Consider the following 20,593-nt stretch of genomic DNA (forward strand, 5'->3'; position numbering starts at 1 on the left):
AAATCGCATTTTGGGCATATTCAATAATGTACGAAAGCCCCGTGATTCTTGGATTCACAAAGGGGAGTCAAGGGCTGGCACTTGTCAGTGCACACGCACCTATGGTATAATTTTTCTTGGTAATAATGCGAAAAGTCCGTTGTGTAAAGAGTGGGGAAACCCACTCTTTATCTTTGGTATATAGCAAAGACAAGTTCGTGGAGGTTATCATCTTTTGAGCACACCCAAATCCAAAATTAAACAAACGGTAGAGCAAATGCTCGGTCCCTATCTGGACGACCACGGTTTTGAACTGGTGGATGTTGAATACGTGAAGGAAGGCTCCAATTGGTTTCTGCGTATATTCGTAGATAAAGAAGGCGGCATTGATATTGATGACTGCGGATCGATCAGCGAATATTTCAGCCAAAAGCTGGATGAGAATGATCCGATTCCTGAAGCTTATTTCCTTGAAGTATCCTCACCTGGAGCGGAGCGTCCGCTTAAAAAGGCTGCGGATGTCGCCAAAGCTGTAGGCAAGGATGTCTATGTCACCGTCTATGAGCCTATTCATGGTCTCAAAGAATTTGAAGGCCGGCTGCTTTCATTCGAAGGTGAAGAATTGCTCATCTCCGCGGGCAAAAAGCAATTTGTTGTGCCATATGCCAAAGTCGCCAGCGCGAGATTGGCCATTATTTTTTAACGTCTTGAAAGGGGGACCGGAATTTCATGAGTATGGATTTTATCGAAGCTATGAATGAACTGGAAAGGGAGAAAGGCATCAGCAAGGACGTGCTGTTTGAAGCCATTGAGGCTGCGCTGATCTCCAGCTATAAACGTAATTTTAATGCGGCGCAGAATGTACGCGTCGACATGAACCGCAATACAGGGGTAATCAAAGTGTTTGCCCGCAAATTGGTTGTGGATGAGGTTCTGGATATCCGCACTGAAATTTCCTTGCCGGCGGCAAGAGAAATTAATCCTCATTTTCAGCTTGAAGACATTGCTGAGCTTGAAGTAACACCACGTGATTTTGGACGCATTGCTGCCCAGACAGCGAAGCAGGTTGTAACACAGCGTATTCGCGAAGCGGAGCGCGGACTTATCTATAACGCCTTTATCGACAAGGAAGACGATATCGTTACAGGACTTGTACAGCGTCAGGATATGCGCAATGTTTATGTGGATCTTGGCAAAATTGAGGCGGTTCTCCCGCTGAACGAATTAATGCCTGGTGAAAAGTTTAAGCAAAGCGAGCGTATCAAGGCATATATCACTAAAGTGGAGAATACAACCAAGGGCCCGCAGATCATGTTGTCCCGCAGTCATCCCGGTTTGCTGAAGCGCTTGTTTGAGCTTGAAGTTCCGGAGATTTTTGACGGCGTGGTTGAGATCCGTTCTGTAGCACGCGAAGCTGGATTCCGTTCAAAGATCGCGGTATACTCCCGTAATCCTGAAGTTGATCCGGTAGGCTCGTGCGTCGGACCAAGAGGAACTCGCGTACAAACGATCGTTAATGAACTTCGCGGTGAGAAGATTGATATCGTTCGTTACTCTGAGCACGTGCAGGAATATGTTGCTAATGCGCTAAGCCCGTCCAAAGTACTTGAAGTTCAAGTATTTGAAGCCGAGAAAATGGCACGAGTAATCGTTCCTGATTATCAATTGTCTCTGGCAATTGGTATTAAAGGACAAAATGCCCGTCTTGCCGCCAAGCTTACAGGATGGAAGATTGATATCAAGAGTGAAACTCAAGCGGAGCAGGAATACGGTAGACCTAGAGCAGCAAGTGATGAAATGCATCAGGATTCCGTCTCCATCGATTAATTAACTCTCGGCGGGAGGTGCATGTATGAAACAAAGAAAGATTCCGCTGCGCAAATGTGTCGCTACCCAGGAGATGATGCCCAAGAAGGAACTGATCCGTGTGGTCAGAACTCCTGAAGGCGAAGTGCTCATAGATCTGACGGGCAAGAAGTCAGGACGGGGAGCGTATATCTGCGGCAAGCTGGAATGCTTCAAGCTGGCTCAAAAAACAAAGGCGCTTGACCGAGCACTCAAATGCCAGGTCAGTCCGGAAATTTATGCTCAGCTTGCCCGGGATTTCGTATCCGTGGAAGAGCAGTTTCTGGCATCAAAGGATAGTGAGGATAATGAGTAAGGCTCTTTCTTATTTGGGGCTTGCCATGCGTGCGGGCAAGATAGTTACCGGCGATGAAGCCGTATTGAAAGCAGTAAGGTCTTCAGAAGCGAAACTCGTTGTACTTGCGGGCGACGCATCAGATAATACACAAAAAAAGTTCCGGGATAAGTGCGGAACCTACGATATTCCACTAGTAATCGCATTTCACCGGGATACTCTCGGTGCAAGTATTGGTAAGGATCAGCGCGTTGTGCTGGCCGTTACGGATAAAGGATTCGCGGAAATGATCTCCAAGCAACTCGGAGATACTGTCGGAGGTGGAGTTATTGACTAAGGAAGACAATAAAGACAAACTGCGTGTTTATGAGTACGCTAAATCATTAAACATGAGCAGCAAGGAAATCATTACGATTCTGAAGCGTTTGAATGTCCCTGTGAATAACCATATGAGCGTCATGGAAAATGGTTCCGTGACTAAAGTGGAACAATTCTTCAAAGACATAAAGTCAAACGCAGCAGCCAAACGCGATAGCGGGACCAGCAGCCGCCCGGCGAATACCGGTGCACCAACAGCTGAAGTCTCAGGCAGCCAGAATGTTAACAAAAATCAACCGGAAAAGCAGGTAGGTATGAACAGTAACCAAAACAACAACCAATCGACAACGTCACCAAGGCCCCAAAGCGGACAAGATTCGCGCAGAACACAAACAGGCGGAACGCAGAATGCACGTCCGCAATCTGGCGGAGCTCCTCGCCAAGGCAGTACAGGTGGCAGCCGTCCACAGAGTAGCACTGGTTCAACCGGCGGCAGTCGTCCGCAGGGCAGCAGCAGCCGTCCACAAGGCAGTACTGGCCCAAGACCGCAAGGCAGCACTGGTGGCAGCCGTCCGCAAGGCGGAACTGCACCACGTACTGACAGCCGTCCACAAGGTGGATCTGCACCACGTACAGATAGCCGTCCGCAAGGCGGAGCACCACGCACTGGAGCTCCAGGCGGCAGCCGTCCGCAAGGATCACAAGGCGGAGCACCGCGCACGGGTGACCGTCCACAAGGCGCACCTGCAGGCGGTGGAGATTTCTCCCGCGGCGGTGACAGAGGTCCCAAGAAGAATGCGACTGGCGGCAGACCGAACAACAACAATGGTAACCAGAAGCGGTTTGAAGATGGCAAAGGCGGAGGCAACTTCCGCGGCCGTGGAGGCAAGAATACACGCGGTCGTAACCAGCCGATGGAACGCCGCGAGAAGATTGACAACACACCGAAGAAAATCATTGTTCGCGGCAACATGACTGTCGGCGAGACAGCAAAACTGCTGCATAAGGATGCTTCGGAAGTCATTAAGAAGCTGATCCTGATGGGTGTGATGGCTACCATTAATCAGGAACTGGATATTGATACAATTCTGCTGCTTGCCGGTGAATTCGGAGTAGAAGTAGAAGTGAAGATCCCTGTCGACGAAGACAGCTTCGAAACGGTAGAAGAAAATGACAGCGAAGAGGATTTGCAGTCCCGTCCTCCAGTCGTTACCATTATGGGTCACGTTGACCATGGTAAGACTACTTTGCTAGATGCGATCCGGTCCACCAACGTAACTGGCGGCGAAGCCGGCGGGATTACGCAGCATATCGGTGCGTACCAAGTCGAAATCAATCACAAAAAAATCACGTTCCTCGATACACCGGGTCACGAAGCGTTTACCGCAATGCGTGCCCGTGGTGCACAAGTTACAGATATGACCATTATCGTTGTTGCTGCGGATGACGGTGTAATGCCGCAAACAGTAGAAGCGATTAACCATGCCAAAGCTGCAGGACTTCCAATCATTGTGGCTGTCAACAAGATCGACAAGCCAGGTGCAGATCCTGACAAGGTGAAGCAAGAGCTTACAAGTTATGAGTTGGTACCGGAAGAGTGGGGCGGCGATACTATCTTCGTTAACCTGTCCGCTAAACAGCGCATCAACCTGGAAGAATTGCTGGAAATGATTCTGCTCGTTGCTGAAGTTAATGAGTACAAAGCGAATCCGGATAAACGGGCGCGCGGTACAGTTATTGAAGCCGAGCTAGACAAGAGCCGCGGTCCGGTAGCACGTATCCTCGTACAACACGGTACACTCAAAGTCGGAGACGCATTTGTAGCCGGTAACTCCTTTGGACGTGTACGTGCGATGGTGAATGACAAAGGCCGTCGTCTCAAGGAAGCGGGACCTTCCACACCAGTGGAAATTACCGGTTTGACTGAAGTTCCGCAAGCCGGCGATCCGTTTATGGCTTTCGAAGATGAGCGTAAAGCTCGTGCGATTGCTGACAGACGTTCGACTACCCAACGTGTATCCGAATTGAACACGAACAGCCGTGTAACTCTGGATGATCTGTTCAAACACATCAAGGATGGCGAGATCAAAGATCTGAACGTGATTATCAAAGGTGACGTTCAAGGTTCGGTAGAAGCTCTGAAAGGCTCCCTGGCCAAAATCGAAGTTGAAGGCGTCCGCGTGAAAATTATTCATAGCGGTGCAGGTGCGATCACTGAATCGGATATTGCTCTTGCAGCGGCTTCCAACGCGATTGTTATCGGCTTTAACGTTCGTCCGGATGCACAGACTAAAGCGGCTGCGGATCAGGAGAAAGTGGACGTTCGTCTGCACAACGTAATATACAATGTTATTGAGGAAATTGAGCATGCTATGAAAGGGATGCTTGATCCTATCTTTAAAGAGAACGTTATCGGCCATGCCGAAGTACGTAGCGTCTTCAAAATCAGTAAAGTCGGTACAGTTGCAGGATGTATGGTTACTTCCGGCAAAATTGCCCGCAATGCTGAAATGCGTTTGATCCGCAGCGGAATTGTTGTGTTTACAGGCAAGATTGATAGCTTGAAACGCTTCAAGGACGAGGCAAAAGAAGTAGCACAAGGCTACGAATGCGGTATTACCCTGGAACGCTATACTGATCTCCAAGAGGGCGACGTTATTGAAGCGTTCATCATGGAAAAGGTTGAGCGCTAAGCAAAGAGGTGAACACACATGTCTAAAATTAGAGCTGGACGTGTAGGCGAGCAGATTAAAAAAGAGCTTAGCCTACTCATCCAAAAAGAACTGAAAGACCCCCGGATCGGATTCGTGACTGTAACCGGCGTAGATGTAACTAACGATCTGTCGCAGGCCAAAGTGTACCTTAGCGTATTTGGGGATGATGAACAAAAAGCGAACTCGCTCAAGGCGATCGAGAAAGCTAATGGTTATCTGCGCTCGGAAATCGGTAAAGCAATCCGTCTCCGGCACACGCCAGAGCTGATCTTCAAAATCGATGAGTCTGTTGCATACGGCAGCCACATTGAGAAGCTGCTCGGAGAAATCGGCAAGAACGAAAGCTAGGCAACATAAAGGAGACGGCGAATGCAGAGCTATGAACAAAGTCTCCAGCAGGCCCATAAATTTCTGCTGGAACACGACGATTATTTAGTAGTGTCGCATGTTCAGCCGGACGGAGATGCAGTCAGCTCCACCCTCGCGGTGGGCTGGCTTCTCTCATGTCTGGGCAAAAAATACACTATGATTAACGAGGGGCCAATCCCGACTCGGATGGAATATTTGTGGCATGCACGCGAAATCGTGGATATGTCAGTATCCGGACCTATGGGTCCATACAGTAATATCATCTGCGTGGATTGTGCCGACTTTAAGCGGGTGGGACAGACCCAGCGTTATTTTGCCGAGGATGCCCAAATTCTCAATATCGATCATCATCCTACCAATAACGGATATGGTTCTGTAACGCTAATCAAACCGGATGCCGCTGCAACCGCCGAAATTCTATTTGATCTGCTGAAGACCTTTCAAGTGGACTGGAATCTTGATATTGCTACAGCCGTGTACACGGGTCTGTTGACTGACACTGGTGGTTTCCGTTACACCAACACCTCTTCCAAAGTAATGGCCATCGTGTCCGAGCTGCTTGCACTAGGCGTGAATGGACCCGAGCTGGCTGAGACGCTGCTTGAAGAAATGACGCTTGCCCAGGTAAAAGTGCTGAACAAGGCTCTGAATACGTTGGAACTGTCACCTCAGGGAGATATTGCATGGGTGTATGTTACCCCTCAGGATATGATTGACTGCGGGGCGGCCAACGAAGACTTGGAAGGCATTGTGAATTATCCGAGGAATATCCGCGGTGTAGAGGTCGGTATTCTGTTCAAAGTCATTCATGACCAGGCTGTGAAGGTAAGTCTTCGCTCTGCCGGGAAAGTGGATGTGGCTGAGCTTGCCCAGACCTTTGGTGGCGGAGGCCATACCCGTGCAGCAGGTGCAAAGATCGAAGCTCCGTTGGAGCAGGTCATCCCGCTGATTCTCGAGGAGGTCCGGAGATATCTATGAGTGAGTTTGAAGGGGTCTTGGCTGTATACAAACCTGCAGGATTCACCTCGCATGATGTAGTTGCTAAGGTGCGTCGCATTCTGCGGATGAAACGGATTGGACACACAGGAACACTGGATCCTCAGGTAACCGGTGTTCTGCCGCTATGTTTGGGACGGGCTACCCGAATGGTAGAATATATTCAGGAGCTCCCTAAGGAATACGTAGCAACCTTACGACTGGGAATGTCCAGCGATACGGAAGATTTGACGGGGACGATTACAGAGACGGTTCAAGAGGTTCATGTGACCGAAGAACAGGTTCTGGATACTTTGAAGTCATTCACCGGAGTCATTTCTCAGACCCCTCCCATGTATTCTGCCGTTAAGGTTGACGGAAAGCGACTTTACGAACTTGCCCGTGAAGGTAAGACCGTGGAACGGAAGAGCCGCGAAGTTGAAATCTATGAGATTGAAATGCTGGATTTTAAATGGAATGGCAATTACCCAGATATTACATTCCGGGCGCTTTGCTCCAAAGGAACTTATATCCGGACATTATGCGTAGATATTGGTCGTGCACTGGGCTTCCCCGGTGTTATGGTTAAGCTTGAACGAACAATGTCAGCCGGCATCCGAAGTGACCGTTGTTTGACCTTTGAGCAGATTGAGCAGCTAGTATCCGAAGGCAATCTTGAGGATCACCTGATCCGAACGGACGAAGCAATCGCTCATATGCCTGCTCACAAGGTGATGGACGAGAAGAAGAAAGCTGCTATCCAAGGCCAACGCCTATCTACGCGTCATGTGGCACCAGAAGTGAAAGAGCAGGGCCATTTCCGGTTGTATGATCTACAAGGGACATTTCTTGGAATCTATGAGCTTGAGGATACTGGGGCCATTGCTCCTGTCAAAGTGTTTGCACAGAACTAATATCAATTTTACAAAGTGAATTGCAGGTGAGAACAGCGTGAGAACCGTAACATTAACCTTTCCTATATCGCCGGAGAATGCAGCAGAGTGGGCTCAGCCCCAGGTAGCGGCACTCGGGCAGTTTGACGGTCTGCACCGCGGACATGCCAGCGTTATCAAATCCGCTGTGGCTTTGGCTCGTCAAAAAGGTGTCACCGCTGCGGTGATCACTTTTCATCCCCACCCAAAGGATGTTATGGGCAGGGGGGATTATGACGGATATTTGACACCCCCGCTCGACAAGCAGGAACTGCTCGTGGAGATGGGCGTGGATATTCTGTATATCATTGAATTTAATGAGCAGCTATCTAAGGTATGTCCGGAGGATTTCGTGACCGGCATGCTGTTTCCACTGCAGCTTATTGCCGCTGTGGTAGGATTTGATTTCCGGTTTGGTTATAAAGGCGAAGGTGATGCCGATATGCTTCGCAAGCTGGGAGAAGGTGTAATGGAAGTGGAGACGGTAGCTCCCTTTCTGCTCAACGAACAGAAGGTCAGCAGCTCCGGTATCCGCAAAAGTCTGCAAAGCGGAGAGCTGGAGATCGCCAACTTCTGGTTTGGGCGTTGTTACCATTTACGCGGTACTGTTGTACATGGAGAAAAACGTGGACGCACCATCGGCTTCCCTACGGCCAATCTGCAGCTTGCTGACCGGTTTGTTATCCCTGCTAAAGGTGTATACGCTGTCCGCGTGTTCCATGAAGGAACGGTATTATCCGGTGTCATGAACGTGGGGGTTAAACCTACCTTCCATGCCGATGAAACAGTTCCAAGCTTCGAAGTGCATGTGTTTGATTTCGATGGGGATTTGTATGATAAGGAGCTTATGGTGGAGCTTGTTTCATTTATCCGGCCAGAGCGTAAATTTGATTCCATTCAAGCCCTTGTTGCGCAGATTAGCGCTGATGCCGATACCGCGAAAGCAGTGCTTACTGGCGATAAATAAATGCTTGGGACTTGCCGTTTACTTTTATCTTCTAAGATGCTATACTGATTAACGTTGCTGGAAAAATCAGCATCATAACCTTAGCTTGGTTATTTGCTCTCACCGGCGGTGACGAGGCTATTGGCGATTATAATGAAGGAGGTGAACAGGATGGCATTGACTCAAGAACGTAAACACCAATTGATTGACGAGCACAAAACTCATGAATCCGATACTGGATCCCCTGAGGTGCAAGTTGCTATCCTTACGGAGAACATCGTTAATCTGACAGATCACTTGCGTACCCACAAAAAGGATCATCATTCCCGCCGTGGACTTCTCAAGATGGTTGGACAACGTCGTAAATTGCTTGCGTATTTGAAAAACAAAGACGTTAAGCGTTACAGCGCACTGATCGAAAAGCTCGGATTGCGTCGTTAATCATCGATAAGATTACCCTTAAAGCAGCCTGGTTGTTTACCGTATGTCCTTCTCGGAGCGACGACGGAGGACGACCGGGTTGCTTTTTGAAAATAAGGGTAATATATTTTTTATGAGACCTTACCGAGGTATCAACTTATACGCAGAAACGGCTGCTTCTTTTTCATGTGAGGACAAGCCGTTTCTTCTTATATTGCTCTCGTCTTCAGCAGATGGGATAACGAATGAACACTACTTACATTCAAGGAGGGAATTTATGGAACAACGTGTTGAAATGCAGCTGGGCGGAAGACGCCTTGTGCTGGAAACCGGCCGTTTGGCCAAACAAGCGAACGCAGCAGTGATGGTGCGTTATGGCGATACTTCAGTATTGTGTACGGTTACAGCTTCGAAAGAACCCAAGGATTTGGATTTTTTCCCGCTTACCGTTAACTATGAAGAAAGATTATATGCAGTAGGTAAAATTCCCGGAGGATTCATCAAACGGGAAGGCAGACCGAGTGAAAAAGCGATTCTGTCGAGCCGCTTGACCGACCGTCCGATTCGTCCATTGTTTCCGGAAGGTTTCCGTAATGATGTTCAGGTATTGAACATGGTTATGAGCGTAGACCAGGACTGCACACCGGAAATTGCTGCGATGATCGGAACATCTGCCGCACTTAGCATATCTGATGTTCCATTTGACGGTCCAATTGGCGGCGTGGCTGTAGGCCGGGTCAATGGTGAGTTTGTCATCAACCCTGACATTGCCCAGCAGGCTGTAAGCGATATGTATCTGGTCGTTGCCGGAACAAAAGAAGCCATCATGATGGTCGAAGCGGAAGCTAATGAATTAGCGGAAGATATTATGCTCGAAGCCATTATGTTCGGACATGACGAAATCCGTAAGATTGTGGCTGTGATTGAAGATCTGGTTAAAGTAGCCGGTAAAGAGAAAATGGAAGTGAAACTGCACACGGTGAATGCCGAAGTGAATGCAGATGTTCGCGCCATGGCCGAAAGCCGTCTGGTGGAAGCTGTAAAAATTGCCGAGAAGCATGCACGTCAAGAAGCTATTGATGTCGTTAATAACGAGACTGTTGCGTATTTCGTGGAGAGATACATAGAAACACCTGAACTGTTGAAGGATGTCAAGGAAGTTCTACATGACATCGTGAAAGAAGAAGTCAGACGTCTGATCACCCATGACAAGGTTCGTCCAGATGGTCGTAAGCTGGATGAGATTCGTCCGATTGAATGTGATACAAGCCTTCTCCCGCGTACGCATGGTTCCGGTCTGTTCACACGTGGACAAACACAAATCCTTAGTGTATGTACACTTGGCGCACTTGGTGATGTGCAGATTCTTGATGGAATCGATCTTGCCGAAACCAAACGTTTCATGCACCATTACAACTTCCCTCCGTTCAGCGTAGGGGAAGCCCGTCCGCTTAGAGCACCAGGTCGTCGTGAAATCGGTCACGGAGCCCTTGGCGAACGCGCCTTATCCAAAGTCATTCCGAGTGAAACTGAATTCCCGTACACCATTCGTCTTGTATCTGAAGCTATTGAATCTAACGGTTCTACTTCCCAGGCAAGCATTTGTGCCAGTATTCTGGCCATGATGGATGCTGGGGTTCCAATCAAAGCGCCAGTTGCCGGTGTGGCAATGGGTCTCATTAAGGATGGAGAGCATGTATCGATCCTGACTGATATTCAAGGCATGGAAGATCACCTTGGCGATATGGACTTTAAGGTAGCGGGTACAGCAGAAGGTGTAACTGCAATCCAGATGGACATTAAAATTGCTGGTATTGATCGCCAAATCTTACAGGATGCACTGCAGCAGGCTAAAGAAGGACGTATGTTTATTTTGGGCAAAATGCTTGAAGTCATCTCCGAGCCTAGACCTACCCTGTCCAAGTATGCACCGAAGATCATTATCATCAATATCAATCCGGATAAGATCCGTGATGTTATTGGTGCAGGTGGTAAAATCATCAACAAAATCATTGAAGAGACCGGCGTAAAAATCGATATCGAGCAAGACGGACGCGTATTTATCGGCTCCTCTGATGAAGAGATGATTCAAAAAGCCCGTTCGATTATCGAAGGCATTGTACGTGAAGTACAAGTCGGTGAAATCTATGTGGGTACGGTTCGTCGTATCGAGAAATTCGGCGCTTTCGTTGAGCTGATTCCTGGTAAAGATGGACTTGTGCATATCTCCCAGCTGTCCACAGAACGTGTGGCTAAAGTGGAGGATGTGGTTGCGATTGGCGATACCATTACCGTTAAGGTAACTGAGATCGACCAGCAAGGCCGTGTCAACCTGTCCCGTAAAGCGGTATTGACTTCCGAAAGCGGAGCTAAAGCTTAATTTTCAGAATTCAAGGGAATACGGATATATGGGTTTCAAAAGAGACAGAAGCGAATGCGCTCTGGCTCTTTTTTAACATTTACATGAGTTCATGCTTTCTTCTGAAATGATTTGCCCTAGGCATAAAATCATTAAGCTGTACATAGGCTGGGACAAAGCCTCCCACTGCAAGAGCGGGAGTGTGATCCGTTTTTGCCTGGAGGGAAGGTACATGAAGCTCGAAAAGACCGCAATCATACTGGCCTGCACAACTGTGATTATCGGAATTGGGAGCACCAGCGGACCAGTTAAAGCAATGCTTCGGGAGATTTCACCTAATCAAAGTGTGATAGAAGTGTGGAAGTCCATTCTCCCTGCGACTTCAGACGATAAACTTCGAATGGCGATTGAAGAAAAGGCGGCAAAACTAAACGCCCCACCGGTTGACGCTGTACTCGATAGGGTATGGAAGGCAGTTCCGGGTTATAACGGTCTGGAAGTCGATGTGGAAGAGTCGTACCGCAAATCCTTGGCGTTGCCGTCACCGGACGGGAAGCCGAAGCTCGTATACAAGCAAATAGTACCAGGAGTATCTTTGAAAGATCTTGGGGCTCAGCCGATTTACCGGGGCAACCCTAGAAAGCCTATGGTTTCCCTGATGATCAATGTGGCATGGGGCAATGAGTATATCCTCCCGATGCTGGATATCTTGGATGAGGAGAAGGTTAAGGCTACTTTTTTCCTCGATGGAAGCTGGTTGAACAAAAATTCTGAGCTGGCGTTGGAAATGCTAAAGCGTGGGCACGAGCTGGAAAATCACGCATATACCCATCCGCAAATGAGCAGGCTTAGCCGGGAACGGGCTACTCTTGAAATAGACAAAACACGAAAGCTTCTGGAGAAGCTGGGTGTAAAAAATACATGGTTCGCTCCGCCTTCCGGTGATTTCGACCAGGAAACAGTGGAGATTGCAAGCGGGCTTGGGCTTCGTACGGTATTGTGGACGCTGGACACGGTGGACTGGCGCAATCCGTCTCCGGAGTCCGTTGTAACAAAAATTACATCCAAGGTTGAGCCAGGATTTCTAATTCTGATGCATCCGACCAATTCTTCCTCCAAAGCGCTGAAAGGCATGATATCCGGGATCAAAGCAAAAGGTCTGCAGCTGGGAACAGTAAGCCAGACGTTGTCTTCTGAGCGCATATTACCTTCTGAAGTTGAGTGAGCAGGTTATTTCTGCTAATATCAGTAGGGATTTATAATTTAGCAGCTCATGAAATGAACAGAGGAAGAGACAAAGGTAAGGCCGGGAGGATTTATAGTGGAAAAAATAGTGTTATCCAATGGATTACGGGTTGTCATGGAGAAAATCCCTACGGGTCGTTCGGTTTCATTCGGAATCTGGGTCAAAACCGGATCACGGAATGAAGCGCCCGAGAACAACGGGGTTTCTCATTTTGTAGAACATATGCTTTTTAAGGGCACAGAACGTTTTAGCGCTAAAGAAATTGCAGAACAGTTCGATGCCATTGGCGGGAATGTAAATGCATTTACCTCCAAGGAATATACGTGTTATTACGCCAAGGTGCTGGATGAGCATCTGCCGATTGCGGTTGATGTTCTTTCGGATATGTTTTTCCGTTCCAAGATGGATGCGGAGGAGCTCGCAAAGGAGAAGAACGTAATTCTTGAAGAAATATCCATGTGCGAGGATACACCCGATGATTTGGTACATGATCTGCTCTGCGCCGCCGCTTATGGTGAGCACCCGCTGGCCTATACCATTCTAGGGCTGAGAGAACGACTGATGGATATGACCCCTGAGGATCTTCATGCTTATATGAAAAAGCAGTATACGATTGAGAACACCGTCATTAGTGTTGCGGGCAATATTGATGATGGGATTGTCGATCTGCTGGAGCGTCATTTCGGTTCTTTTGATAATCATGGAACATCGGAACCTCTGTCGCCACCGGATTTTCAAGGAGAATTCAAGTTTCACCGTAAAAAAACAGAGCAGAATCACATCTGTATCTCCCTTCCCGGAGTCCGGTCCGGTGATCCGCTCCAGTATGCCATGGTGCTGATCAACAACGCCATCGGCGGAGGTATGAGTTCCCGTTTATTCCAGGAAATCCGCGAAAAGCGCGGGCTGGCTTACTCTGTATATTCGTATCACAGCGCTCAAGCGGACAGCGGTCTGTTTACGGTGTACGCAGGAACAGCTCCAAAGCAGACCAAAGAGGTTACTGAACTTACGAAAGAAATGCTGCGTGATCTAGCCGAAAACGGACTGAGTGAGGATGAACTGAGAAAAGGTAAAGAACAGCTTAAGGGCAGCCTGATTCTCAGTTTGGAGAGCACCAGCAGCCGGATGAACCGGATTGGTAAAAATGAGCTGATGCTCGGCAGGCATGATACATTGGATGAAATGATCGCCAAGATCGAAGAGGTTACGATGGATGATATTAACCGTACCCTCGACCTGATGTTCGCAGAACCGCTGGCCATCGCTATGGTTGGCTCATCGGATAAAGTTATTGGAAAAGTTAGGAGAGATGATCTTGTCTTATTACGTTCAAATCAATAAACTCCCGGGCAATGATGGAGTTAACCTTCCGCGGAAAATGTCGGAGCAGGCCTCCGGGTATGATCTGTTTGCAGCTGTTGAGGGAGAAGTAGTGCTTGCTCCCGGGCAACGGGCACTGATACCGACTGGGATCGCATTGGCTATGCCGGATGGACTGGAGGCGCAGATTCGCCCGCGCAGCGGTCTGGCGCTGAAGCATGGGATAACCTGCCTCAATACACCGGGAACGATTGATGCGGATTACCGCGGTGAAATTAAGGTGCTGCTGATCAATCTGGGGCAGGAGCCTTTTGCCATCGCCCGTAATGAGCGGATCGCTCAAATGGTGTTCCAGGCCGTTCCAGCCGTAACACTCGTAGAGGTAGAGGAACTTTCCGATACCGTTCGAGGCGCTGGGGGCTTCGGACATACAGGGAAATAATGTAGATTGGGCCTGTAGCTTCGTCATATTGACGTTGCTACAGGCTTTTTTTGTGTGGAATTGTTGTCCTTCACTATCCGCTTTCACCCATCTGCAGCCACCGGCATAAGATGCTCTATAGTCGAAAGTGTAGTTGAAAGGAGCGTCATCCCTATGCTTACTGGCGTGAGGATCGTCTTCCTGGGCGGGGACGCAAGACAGATTGAAGTGATTCGGAAATGTGTGGAAATGGATGCCACAGTAAGCGCTGCCGGGTTTGATAAATGGGAGACCCCGTGTGAAGGCGTTAGCCTTGAGTCGATGACTGTCGAACTGCTGGGCCGGGCGGATGTGCTTGTGCTGCCGACAGTGGGCTGTGATGATGAGGGAAATATTAATGCTTTGTTTTCCTCCGAGCGCTTACGGCTTTTGGAAGAGCATACCGCAGCATTGCCTCAGCAGTGTCTGGTTTATACAGGTATGGCCAAAGGATACTTACGGAAGTTATGCGCCGCCCGCAAGCTGAAGCTTGTTGAGCTGCTGGACCGGGACGATGTTGCCATTTACAACTCGATTCCGACGGCGGAAGGCGCTTTGGTAATGGCGATTCAGAATACTGATTTTACCATCCACGGCTCAGATGCAATGGTCCTCGGCATGGGAAGAACCGGTTTTACGATGGCCCGGAGCCTTCAGGGTCTTGGTGCAAATGTGAAAATGGGAGTACGGCGGCAGGAGCACTACGCGCGGGCGGAAGAAATGGGCTGGAAGCCTTTTATGACTGCTGAACTATTGAATCATGTAACGGATACGGATTTAATATTCAACACCATTCCAGGGATGATCATTACAGCTCAGGTACTCTCAAGAATCCCCAAGCATACTGTAATTATTGACTTGGCCTCTGCTCCAGGAGGCTGTGACTTCCGTTATGCGGAGAAGAGGGGAATCAAAGCCATTCTCGCCCCGGGACTACCGGGAATTGTGGCGCCGAAGAGTGCCGGAATTATTATGGCGAATGCGCTGGTGCAGTCGATTTCGGATGAGATTTTGATCAGGGGGAATGAGGAATGAACTGGCACGGAAAAACGGTCGGGTACGCAATTACCGGTTCCCACTGCACATTTGCCGAAGTAATGCCGCAGATTCAGCGATTTATGGACGGCGGCGCGAACGTTGTGCCCATCGTTTCTAGCTCGGTAATGACTACGGACACCCGGTTCGGCACATCGGAAAATTGGTTAAAACAGTTGAAAGATATAACAGGGAATGATATCATTTCTACAATTGTTGAAGCAGAACCGCTCGGTCCTTCCAAGCTGCTGGATGTGCTTACTATAGCGCCCTGCACAGGAAATACCACCAGTAAGCTGGCTAACGCAATGACAGATAGTCCTGTACTTATGGCGGCGAAATCGCAGATGCGCAACGGGCGTCCTGTGGTGCTCGCGATCTCCACCAACGACGGACTGGGTCTGAATGCTGCGAATATCGCCAAGCTGCTGGTAGCCAAAAATATTTATTTTGTTCCGTTTGGCCAAGATAATCCTACAGGAAAACCCAATTCTCTGGTGGCGCGTATGGACCTCATTCCTGAGGCCTGCTACGCTGCTCTGCAGGGAAACCAACTGCAGCCGATGATCATTGAGCGATTTCCTTCAGCATAATAACCGATGATGCAATTTATACAGCAGCTTTGCCCGGATACCGTCTCCTACACTGGGGGCGGTTCATCCATTTCATTTCCATTCCTTGTTTACAAATACTGCGGCAGAAGGGGAACCTTCTTCAGCGGGCTGTATTCTTGCGTCTTTGGTAATGGGCTTGCTCAATGATAATGGAGGAATAATAGATGAAAATTCTAGTACAGAAATTTGGCGGGACATCCCTGTCTACCCCACAGGCCAGAGAACATGTGATGGGACATGTGAAACGCGAGCTCGCAGATGGTTACAGTCTGGTTATCGTGGTTTCAGCCATGGGACGGCGCGGGGAGCCTTATGCTACCGATACTTTACTGGATTGGGTTGTACAGAACGGCAACGCACTTCCGGAGCGGGAGAAAGATCTTTTGCTATGCTGCGGTGAGATTATTTCCGCAACTACACTATGCAGTCTGCTCGAAATGGAAGGCATCCGTTCCACGGTCCTTACAGGGGCCCAGGCGGGCTTTCTGACGGACAGTGGCTACGGCAATGCCAGAATACTCGATGTGCGTCCAGAACGCATCCTGCGAGAACTGAGAGAGCAGAAGGTTGTCATTGTGACAGGATTCCAGGGACAGACTGAGGCAGGAGACTTCACGACCCTTGGGCGCGGCGGAAGTGATACTTCGGCAACAGCACTTGGAGCTGCACTTCGCGCAGAGATGGTTGATATTTATACGGATGTGGATGGCATACTAACAGCGGATCCGCGCATAGTAGAGGATGCCAGACCTTTAACTTATATGACCTACACAGAAATTTGTAATATGGCCTATCAAGGGGCCAAAGTTATTCATCCGCGCGCGGTGGAGATCGCCATGCAGGCGCAGATTCCGATGCGGGTACGATCTACGTTCTCCGAAGGAGCAGGCACCCTCGTTACACAGCAGGAAGGTTTCAGCGATATGTCAAGCGGGATTGTAGATCGTTTTGTTACCGGAATTGCTTATGTCAGCAATATTACGCAAATCGCTGTGGATTGTCCTGAGGGCAATATAGGCGGTGTTCAGCTTCAAATCTTTAAGAGTATGGCGGATAATGGCATCAGTGTCGACTTTATAAATGTAACACCTACAGGTGCCGTCTATACGGTATTTGACAATAACTCTGAAAAAGCAATCGCAGCGCTGCAGGAGATAGGACTTCGTCCGAAGAGCTTATCCGGATGTGCCAAGGTGTCCGTTATTGGGGGTGGCATCAATGGTGTGCCGGGGATTATGGCTCGTGTGGTAGAGGCATTGACTACCCAGAACATTCAGATCCTGCAGTCAGCCGACTCGAATACAACAATATGGGTACTTGTGAAGAAAGAAGATATGGTCCAATCTCTACGTTCGCTACACAACAAGTTTGAACTGCACCGTTAGGAGGAGGAATTCAAGTGGATTTCGGAAGATTAATTACAGCCATGGTCACCCCTTTTGACAAGGCGGGAGAAATCAACTGGGAAGAAACCTCAAGGCTTGTTGATTATTTGATTGAGGAACAAAAGACAGAGGGGCTGGTTGTGTGTGGCACGACTGGTGAATCACCGACCCTGACGGATGACGAAAAGCTTGAATTATTCTCATTTGTACTTGATAAAGCGCGTGGACGTTGCAAAGTAATCGCAGGAACGGGAACCAACAGCACGAGGCATTCCATAAACCTGACCAAAAAAGCGGAAGCGCTCGGTGTTGATGGTGCGCTCCTGGTGGTTCCATATTACAATAAGCCGAACCAGGAGGGCTTGTATCAGCATTTCGCCGCGATTGCGGCCGAAACTAATCTCCCCCTGATCTTGTATAATGTCCCCAGCCGGACCAGCGTCTGCATGAGTGCTGCGACAACCATCCGGCTTGCTCAAATTCCGAATATCGTGGCAACGAAAGAGTGTGTGTCTGTTGACCAAGTCACACAGATCGCTGCAGGATGTCCTTTGGATTTCCATGTGTATTCTGGGGATGACGCCGCTGCATTGCCTGCAATCGCAGTAGGAGCGCACGGTGTAATAAGCGTGGCCAGTCATATCGTAGGCGCACAGATGTCAGTGATGATTTCTTCTTTCATCTCGGGCGATGCAGGGCAGGCTGGAGAAATTCACCGTAGATTGTTCCCGGTATTTAAAGGACTGTTCGAGTGCCCTCAGCCGTTACCTAACCCGTCGGCGGTGAAATATGCGCTGGAGCTGCGAGGAATTCATGTTGGTTCGGTAAGACTTCCTTTAGTTCCGCCGACTGCAGAAGAAGCAGCGTTTATCGAAGCCCTTTTGAAATGATATCTGCACATGCTTAAATATGAACAACCGGTTCTCCTTTGAGAGAACCGGTTTTTTTGATGCTGTAATTGAGTTAGCACGGAGGAGGAGATACTTGAGAATGATTTTTGGATAATAAGGATGTATAGACAGAGAGGAACAATAATTTACAAAAATAACGGGTTTATTTTTAGGGGAGAATAAGGTTATGGAGTGGACGACTTGTGTTTTGACAAAAAAATCATGTATAATATGGTTAAGTGACTGGGTGCGGTTAATTTAATATGCGGTAAATTTCCGTCAATGTTGTTTACATTGTGAGACAGGATAGGTCCATGGATAAGTCTGTTCTTTGCAGGCCGGATCTTCGCGCGAGGGGCGCGGCGGTGAAGTTTGACGGTAGTTAGTACCGCTTAAGATGTTTTCTTTACTGCCCGGATCGGGAGTTTTAGCGTAGTGCAATTATACAGTATTTGGTATTTATCCCTGTGACTTACGGGAGATTTCTGCAGTTTGAAGCATGTGTTCAGCGCCGCTGAGATATTGAAGCTCATTTTTTAAAATAATAGTATGACGTCCAACATCATAGGAGGGTTAGATTCATTTGTCCAAAAAAAACAACAACGATAAATTGACGATTTTCGCATTGGGCGGAGTCGGCGAAATCGGGAAAAACATGTATGTCATTCAATATGGAGCCGACATTGTAGTCGTGGACTCGGGACTTAAGTTCCCAGAAGAGGATATGCTCGGTATTGACATTGTAATTCCTGATATTTCATACCTGACAGAGAACCGTGACAAAGTAAGAGGGATCGTGCTGACGCACGGACACGAAGACCATATCGGCGGACTCCCTTACGTCCTGAAGAATTTGAATGTTCCCGTCTACGGAACACGATTGACTCTGGGACTGGTTGAGAACAAGTTGAAGGAAGCGAATTTGCTTGGTGAAACCAAAAGAATTCTAATCAACGAAGATTCGGAAATACAACTGGGAACTTCCCTGAAAGCTACGTTCTTCAGTACAAACCACAGTATTCCGGATTCGGTCGGTGTATGCATCGAAACGCCGGAAGGTAACGTTGTTCATACCGGTGACTTTAAGTTTGACCACACTCCGGTTAACGGTCAGTTTGCGAACTTGCACCGTATGGCTGAAATCGGTCAAAAAGGTGTGCTTGCACTCCTGTCGGACAGTACTAATGCCGAGAAGCCTGGATTTACTCCATCGGAGAAGAACGTAGGTATTGTGCTTGAAGACATCTTCCGCAAAGCGGAGCAGCGCGTAGTTGTGGCAACTTTTGCATCCAATGTGCACCGTATCCAGCAGGTAGTGAATGCGGCGGAATCAACGGGCCGTAAAATCACAGTTATCGGACGTAGTATGGTTAACGTGGTGTCCATCGCTTCTGAGCTTGGGTACCTGAATGTTCCGGATGGTATGCTGATCGAACCTGAGGAAATGAACCGTATGGCGGCGAACCGTGTTGTAGTACTGTGTACGGGAAGCCAAGGCGAGCCAATGTCAGCATTGACAAGAATGGCACGTTCAAGTCACCGTAAAGTAGATATTATGCCAGGAGATACTGTTATTATTGCAGCGACCCCGGTTCCGGGCAACGAGAAGTATGTTGGTCGTACAATCGATGAATTGTTCCGTTTGGGTGCCAACGTTATTTATAGCGGCGCTAACTCTGGCGTTCACGTCTCCGGTCACGGTAGCCAGGAAGAACTCAAATTGATGCTCAACCTGATGAAGCCTAAATATTTCATTCCAATTCACGGTGAATACCGGATGCAGCGCAAGCATGCGCTTCTTGCGGAATCAGTAGGCGTGGATCCTAGCAATATTTTCATTACTGAGCTTGGCGAAATTGTGGAAATTGTGGGTGGAGCTGCACGTAAAGCGGGTAAGGTTACTGCTGGCAACGTGCTGATCGACGGTTTGGGAGTAGGCGATGTAGGAAATATCGTGCTTCGCGACCGCAAACTCTTGTCCCAAGACGGTATCCTTGTAGTCGTGGTGACGCTTAGCAAGCAGAACGGTGCCATTGTTTCGGGACCTGACATTATCTCGCGCGGATTTGTGTATGTACGTGAATCGGAAGGACTTCTGGACGAAGCCAACCGGATCGTATCCAGCACACTGCAGCGCCTGATGAGTGAGAAGGTTAACGAATGGGCTTCCCTCAAAACTAGCGTCAAGGATTCCCTCGGCCGCTTCCTGTACGAGCAAACCCGCCGCAGACCAATGATCTTGCCGATTATCATGGAAGTGTAATCTAAACAGTACGACAAATAAAAGCCTTTTCTCCCCGGAAATATTGGACGGTTTCCGGAGTGGGAAGAGGCTTTTTTGCGTTGTATTTATCTAATATAAATCGAGTGTCTGAATAATAGTGCGGCATGTGTAGTCATACTAATGGCAGTTACGGCTGCAGGGATTGTCTGCAAGCGGAAGGAGAAATGAAATCATGGCCAACACTCCGGGTTCACATCCGAAAGA

Annotated in this window: 18 protein-coding genes and 1 pseudogene; all 19 read left to right on the plus strand. The window is 48.6% G+C overall.

What is annotated here, in order from left to right; translation table 11 throughout:
• Positions 1–214 precede the first annotated feature (214 nt).
• The 19 genes and pseudogenes from rimP (at position 215) to ACAN55_RS00405 (ending at position 20,368) form a co-directional block, all read left to right on the plus strand.
• Complete coding sequence (gene rimP, locus ACAN55_RS00315) at positions 215–682, plus strand: ribosome maturation factor RimP (RefSeq protein WP_379126612.1); 468 nt, start codon at positions 215–217, stop codon at positions 680–682.
• 26 nt (positions 683–708) lie between these two features.
• Positions 709–1,806: a transcription termination factor NusA gene (gene nusA / locus ACAN55_RS00320; protein ID WP_379126614.1), complete on the plus strand. Its 1,098-nt coding sequence runs from the start codon at positions 709–711 to the stop codon at positions 1,804–1,806.
• A 25-nt stretch (positions 1,807–1,831) separates the two neighbouring features.
• Positions 1,832–2,140: an RNase P modulator RnpM gene (gene rnpM, locus ACAN55_RS00325; protein ID WP_379126616.1), complete on the plus strand. Its 309-nt coding sequence runs from the start codon at positions 1,832–1,834 to the stop codon at positions 2,138–2,140.
• A pseudogene (locus ACAN55_RS00330) lies at positions 2,133–2,451 on the plus strand (YlxQ family RNA-binding protein); the annotation flags it as partial. The gene rnpM and the pseudogene ACAN55_RS00330, both read left to right, overlap by 8 nt.
• Complete coding sequence (gene infB / locus ACAN55_RS00335) at positions 2,449–5,130, plus strand: translation initiation factor IF-2 (RefSeq protein ID WP_379127518.1); 2,682 nt, start codon at positions 2,449–2,451, stop codon at positions 5,128–5,130. The pseudogene ACAN55_RS00330 and the gene infB, both read left to right, overlap by 3 nt.
• An 18-nt stretch (positions 5,131–5,148) precedes the next feature.
• Positions 5,149–5,499: a 30S ribosome-binding factor RbfA gene (gene rbfA, locus ACAN55_RS00340; protein ID WP_379126618.1), complete on the plus strand. Its 351-nt coding sequence runs from the start codon at positions 5,149–5,151 to the stop codon at positions 5,497–5,499.
• 21 nt (positions 5,500–5,520) lie between these two features.
• Entirely contained in the window at positions 5,521–6,498 is a 978-nt protein-coding gene (locus tag ACAN55_RS00345) for a DHH family phosphoesterase (RefSeq protein ID WP_379126620.1), read from the plus strand.
• Complete coding sequence (truB, locus tag ACAN55_RS00350; RefSeq protein WP_379126622.1) at positions 6,495–7,409, plus strand: tRNA pseudouridine(55) synthase TruB; 915 nt, start codon at positions 6,495–6,497, stop codon at positions 7,407–7,409. The genes ACAN55_RS00345 and truB overlap by 4 nt, the downstream gene beginning before the upstream one ends.
• Positions 7,410–7,446: 37 nt before the next feature.
• A complete protein-coding gene (locus ACAN55_RS00355; protein ID WP_379126624.1) occupies positions 7,447–8,394 on the plus strand; it encodes a bifunctional riboflavin kinase/FAD synthetase in 948 nt (315 codons plus the stop codon).
• Between the two features lie 150 nt (positions 8,395–8,544).
• The gene (rpsO, locus tag ACAN55_RS00360; RefSeq protein WP_379126626.1) at positions 8,545–8,814 is read left to right on the plus strand and encodes a 30S ribosomal protein S15; all 270 of its coding nucleotides are present in this window, start codon (positions 8,545–8,547) and stop codon (positions 8,812–8,814) included.
• A gap of 256 nt (positions 8,815–9,070) precedes the next feature.
• Positions 9,071–11,173, plus strand: a complete 2,103-nt coding sequence (gene pnp, locus ACAN55_RS00365; RefSeq protein WP_379126629.1) for a polyribonucleotide nucleotidyltransferase — start codon at positions 9,071–9,073, stop codon at positions 11,171–11,173.
• A gap of 211 nt (positions 11,174–11,384) precedes the next feature.
• Positions 11,385–12,377, plus strand: a complete 993-nt coding sequence (locus ACAN55_RS00370; protein ID WP_379126631.1) for a polysaccharide deacetylase family protein — start codon at positions 11,385–11,387, stop codon at positions 12,375–12,377.
• A gap of 96 nt (positions 12,378–12,473) precedes the next feature.
• Positions 12,474–13,742: a M16 family metallopeptidase gene (locus ACAN55_RS00375; protein ID WP_379126633.1), complete on the plus strand. Its 1,269-nt coding sequence runs from the start codon at positions 12,474–12,476 to the stop codon at positions 13,740–13,742.
• Complete coding sequence (dut, locus tag ACAN55_RS00380; protein WP_379126635.1) at positions 13,717–14,163, plus strand: dUTP diphosphatase; 447 nt, start codon at positions 13,717–13,719, stop codon at positions 14,161–14,163. Before ACAN55_RS00375 ends, dut begins: the two co-directional genes overlap by 26 nt.
• Positions 14,164–14,316: 153 nt before the next feature.
• Complete coding sequence (gene dpsA, locus ACAN55_RS00385) at positions 14,317–15,216, plus strand: dipicolinate synthase subunit DpsA (protein WP_379126637.1); 900 nt, start codon at positions 14,317–14,319, stop codon at positions 15,214–15,216.
• A complete protein-coding gene (locus ACAN55_RS00390) occupies positions 15,213–15,809 on the plus strand; it encodes a dipicolinate synthase subunit B (protein ID WP_379126640.1) in 597 nt (198 codons plus the stop codon). Before dpsA ends, ACAN55_RS00390 begins: the two co-directional genes overlap by 4 nt.
• Before the next feature lie 185 nt (positions 15,810–15,994).
• Positions 15,995–17,215, plus strand: a complete 1,221-nt coding sequence (dapG, locus tag ACAN55_RS00395; RefSeq protein ID WP_379126642.1) for an aspartate kinase — start codon at positions 15,995–15,997, stop codon at positions 17,213–17,215.
• A gap of 14 nt (positions 17,216–17,229) precedes the next feature.
• Positions 17,230–18,105, plus strand: a complete 876-nt coding sequence (gene dapA / locus ACAN55_RS00400) for a 4-hydroxy-tetrahydrodipicolinate synthase (protein ID WP_379126644.1) — start codon at positions 17,230–17,232, stop codon at positions 18,103–18,105.
• Between the two features lie 583 nt (positions 18,106–18,688).
• The gene (locus tag ACAN55_RS00405) at positions 18,689–20,368 is read left to right on the plus strand and encodes a ribonuclease J (protein WP_379126647.1); all 1,680 of its coding nucleotides are present in this window, start codon (positions 18,689–18,691) and stop codon (positions 20,366–20,368) included.
• Positions 20,369–20,593: the final 225 nt, after the last annotated feature.

It is taken from the genome of Paenibacillus oryziterrae, from assembly GCF_042610485.1.
Classification (GTDB): Bacteria; Bacillota; Bacilli; order Paenibacillales; family Paenibacillaceae; genus Paenibacillus_AQ.

Excerpts from the sequence above, each read along its gene's own strand:
- nusA (WP_379126614.1), top strand. The coding sequence starts at position 709 with ATGAGTATGGATTTTATCGAAGCTATGAATGAACTGGAAAGGGAGAAA.
- rnpM (WP_379126616.1), top strand. The coding sequence starts at position 1,832 with ATGAAACAAAGAAAGATTCCGCTGCGCAAATGTGTCGCTACCCAGGAG.
- rbfA (WP_379126618.1), top strand. The coding sequence starts at position 5,149 with ATGTCTAAAATTAGAGCTGGACGTGTAGGCGAGCAGATTAAAAAAGAG.
- ACAN55_RS00345 (WP_379126620.1), top strand. The coding sequence starts at position 5,521 with ATGCAGAGCTATGAACAAAGTCTCCAGCAGGCCCATAAATTTCTGCTG.
- truB (WP_379126622.1), top strand. The coding sequence starts at position 6,495 with ATGAGTGAGTTTGAAGGGGTCTTGGCTGTATACAAACCTGCAGGATTC.
- rpsO (WP_379126626.1), top strand. The coding sequence starts at position 8,545 with ATGGCATTGACTCAAGAACGTAAACACCAATTGATTGACGAGCACAAA.
- pnp (WP_379126629.1), top strand. The coding sequence starts at position 9,071 with ATGGAACAACGTGTTGAAATGCAGCTGGGCGGAAGACGCCTTGTGCTG.
- ACAN55_RS00370 (WP_379126631.1), top strand. The coding sequence starts at position 11,385 with ATGAAGCTCGAAAAGACCGCAATCATACTGGCCTGCACAACTGTGATT.
- dpsA (WP_379126637.1), top strand. The coding sequence starts at position 14,317 with ATGCTTACTGGCGTGAGGATCGTCTTCCTGGGCGGGGACGCAAGACAG.
- ACAN55_RS00390 (WP_379126640.1), top strand. The coding sequence starts at position 15,213 with ATGAACTGGCACGGAAAAACGGTCGGGTACGCAATTACCGGTTCCCAC.
- dapG (WP_379126642.1), top strand. The coding sequence starts at position 15,995 with ATGAAAATTCTAGTACAGAAATTTGGCGGGACATCCCTGTCTACCCCA.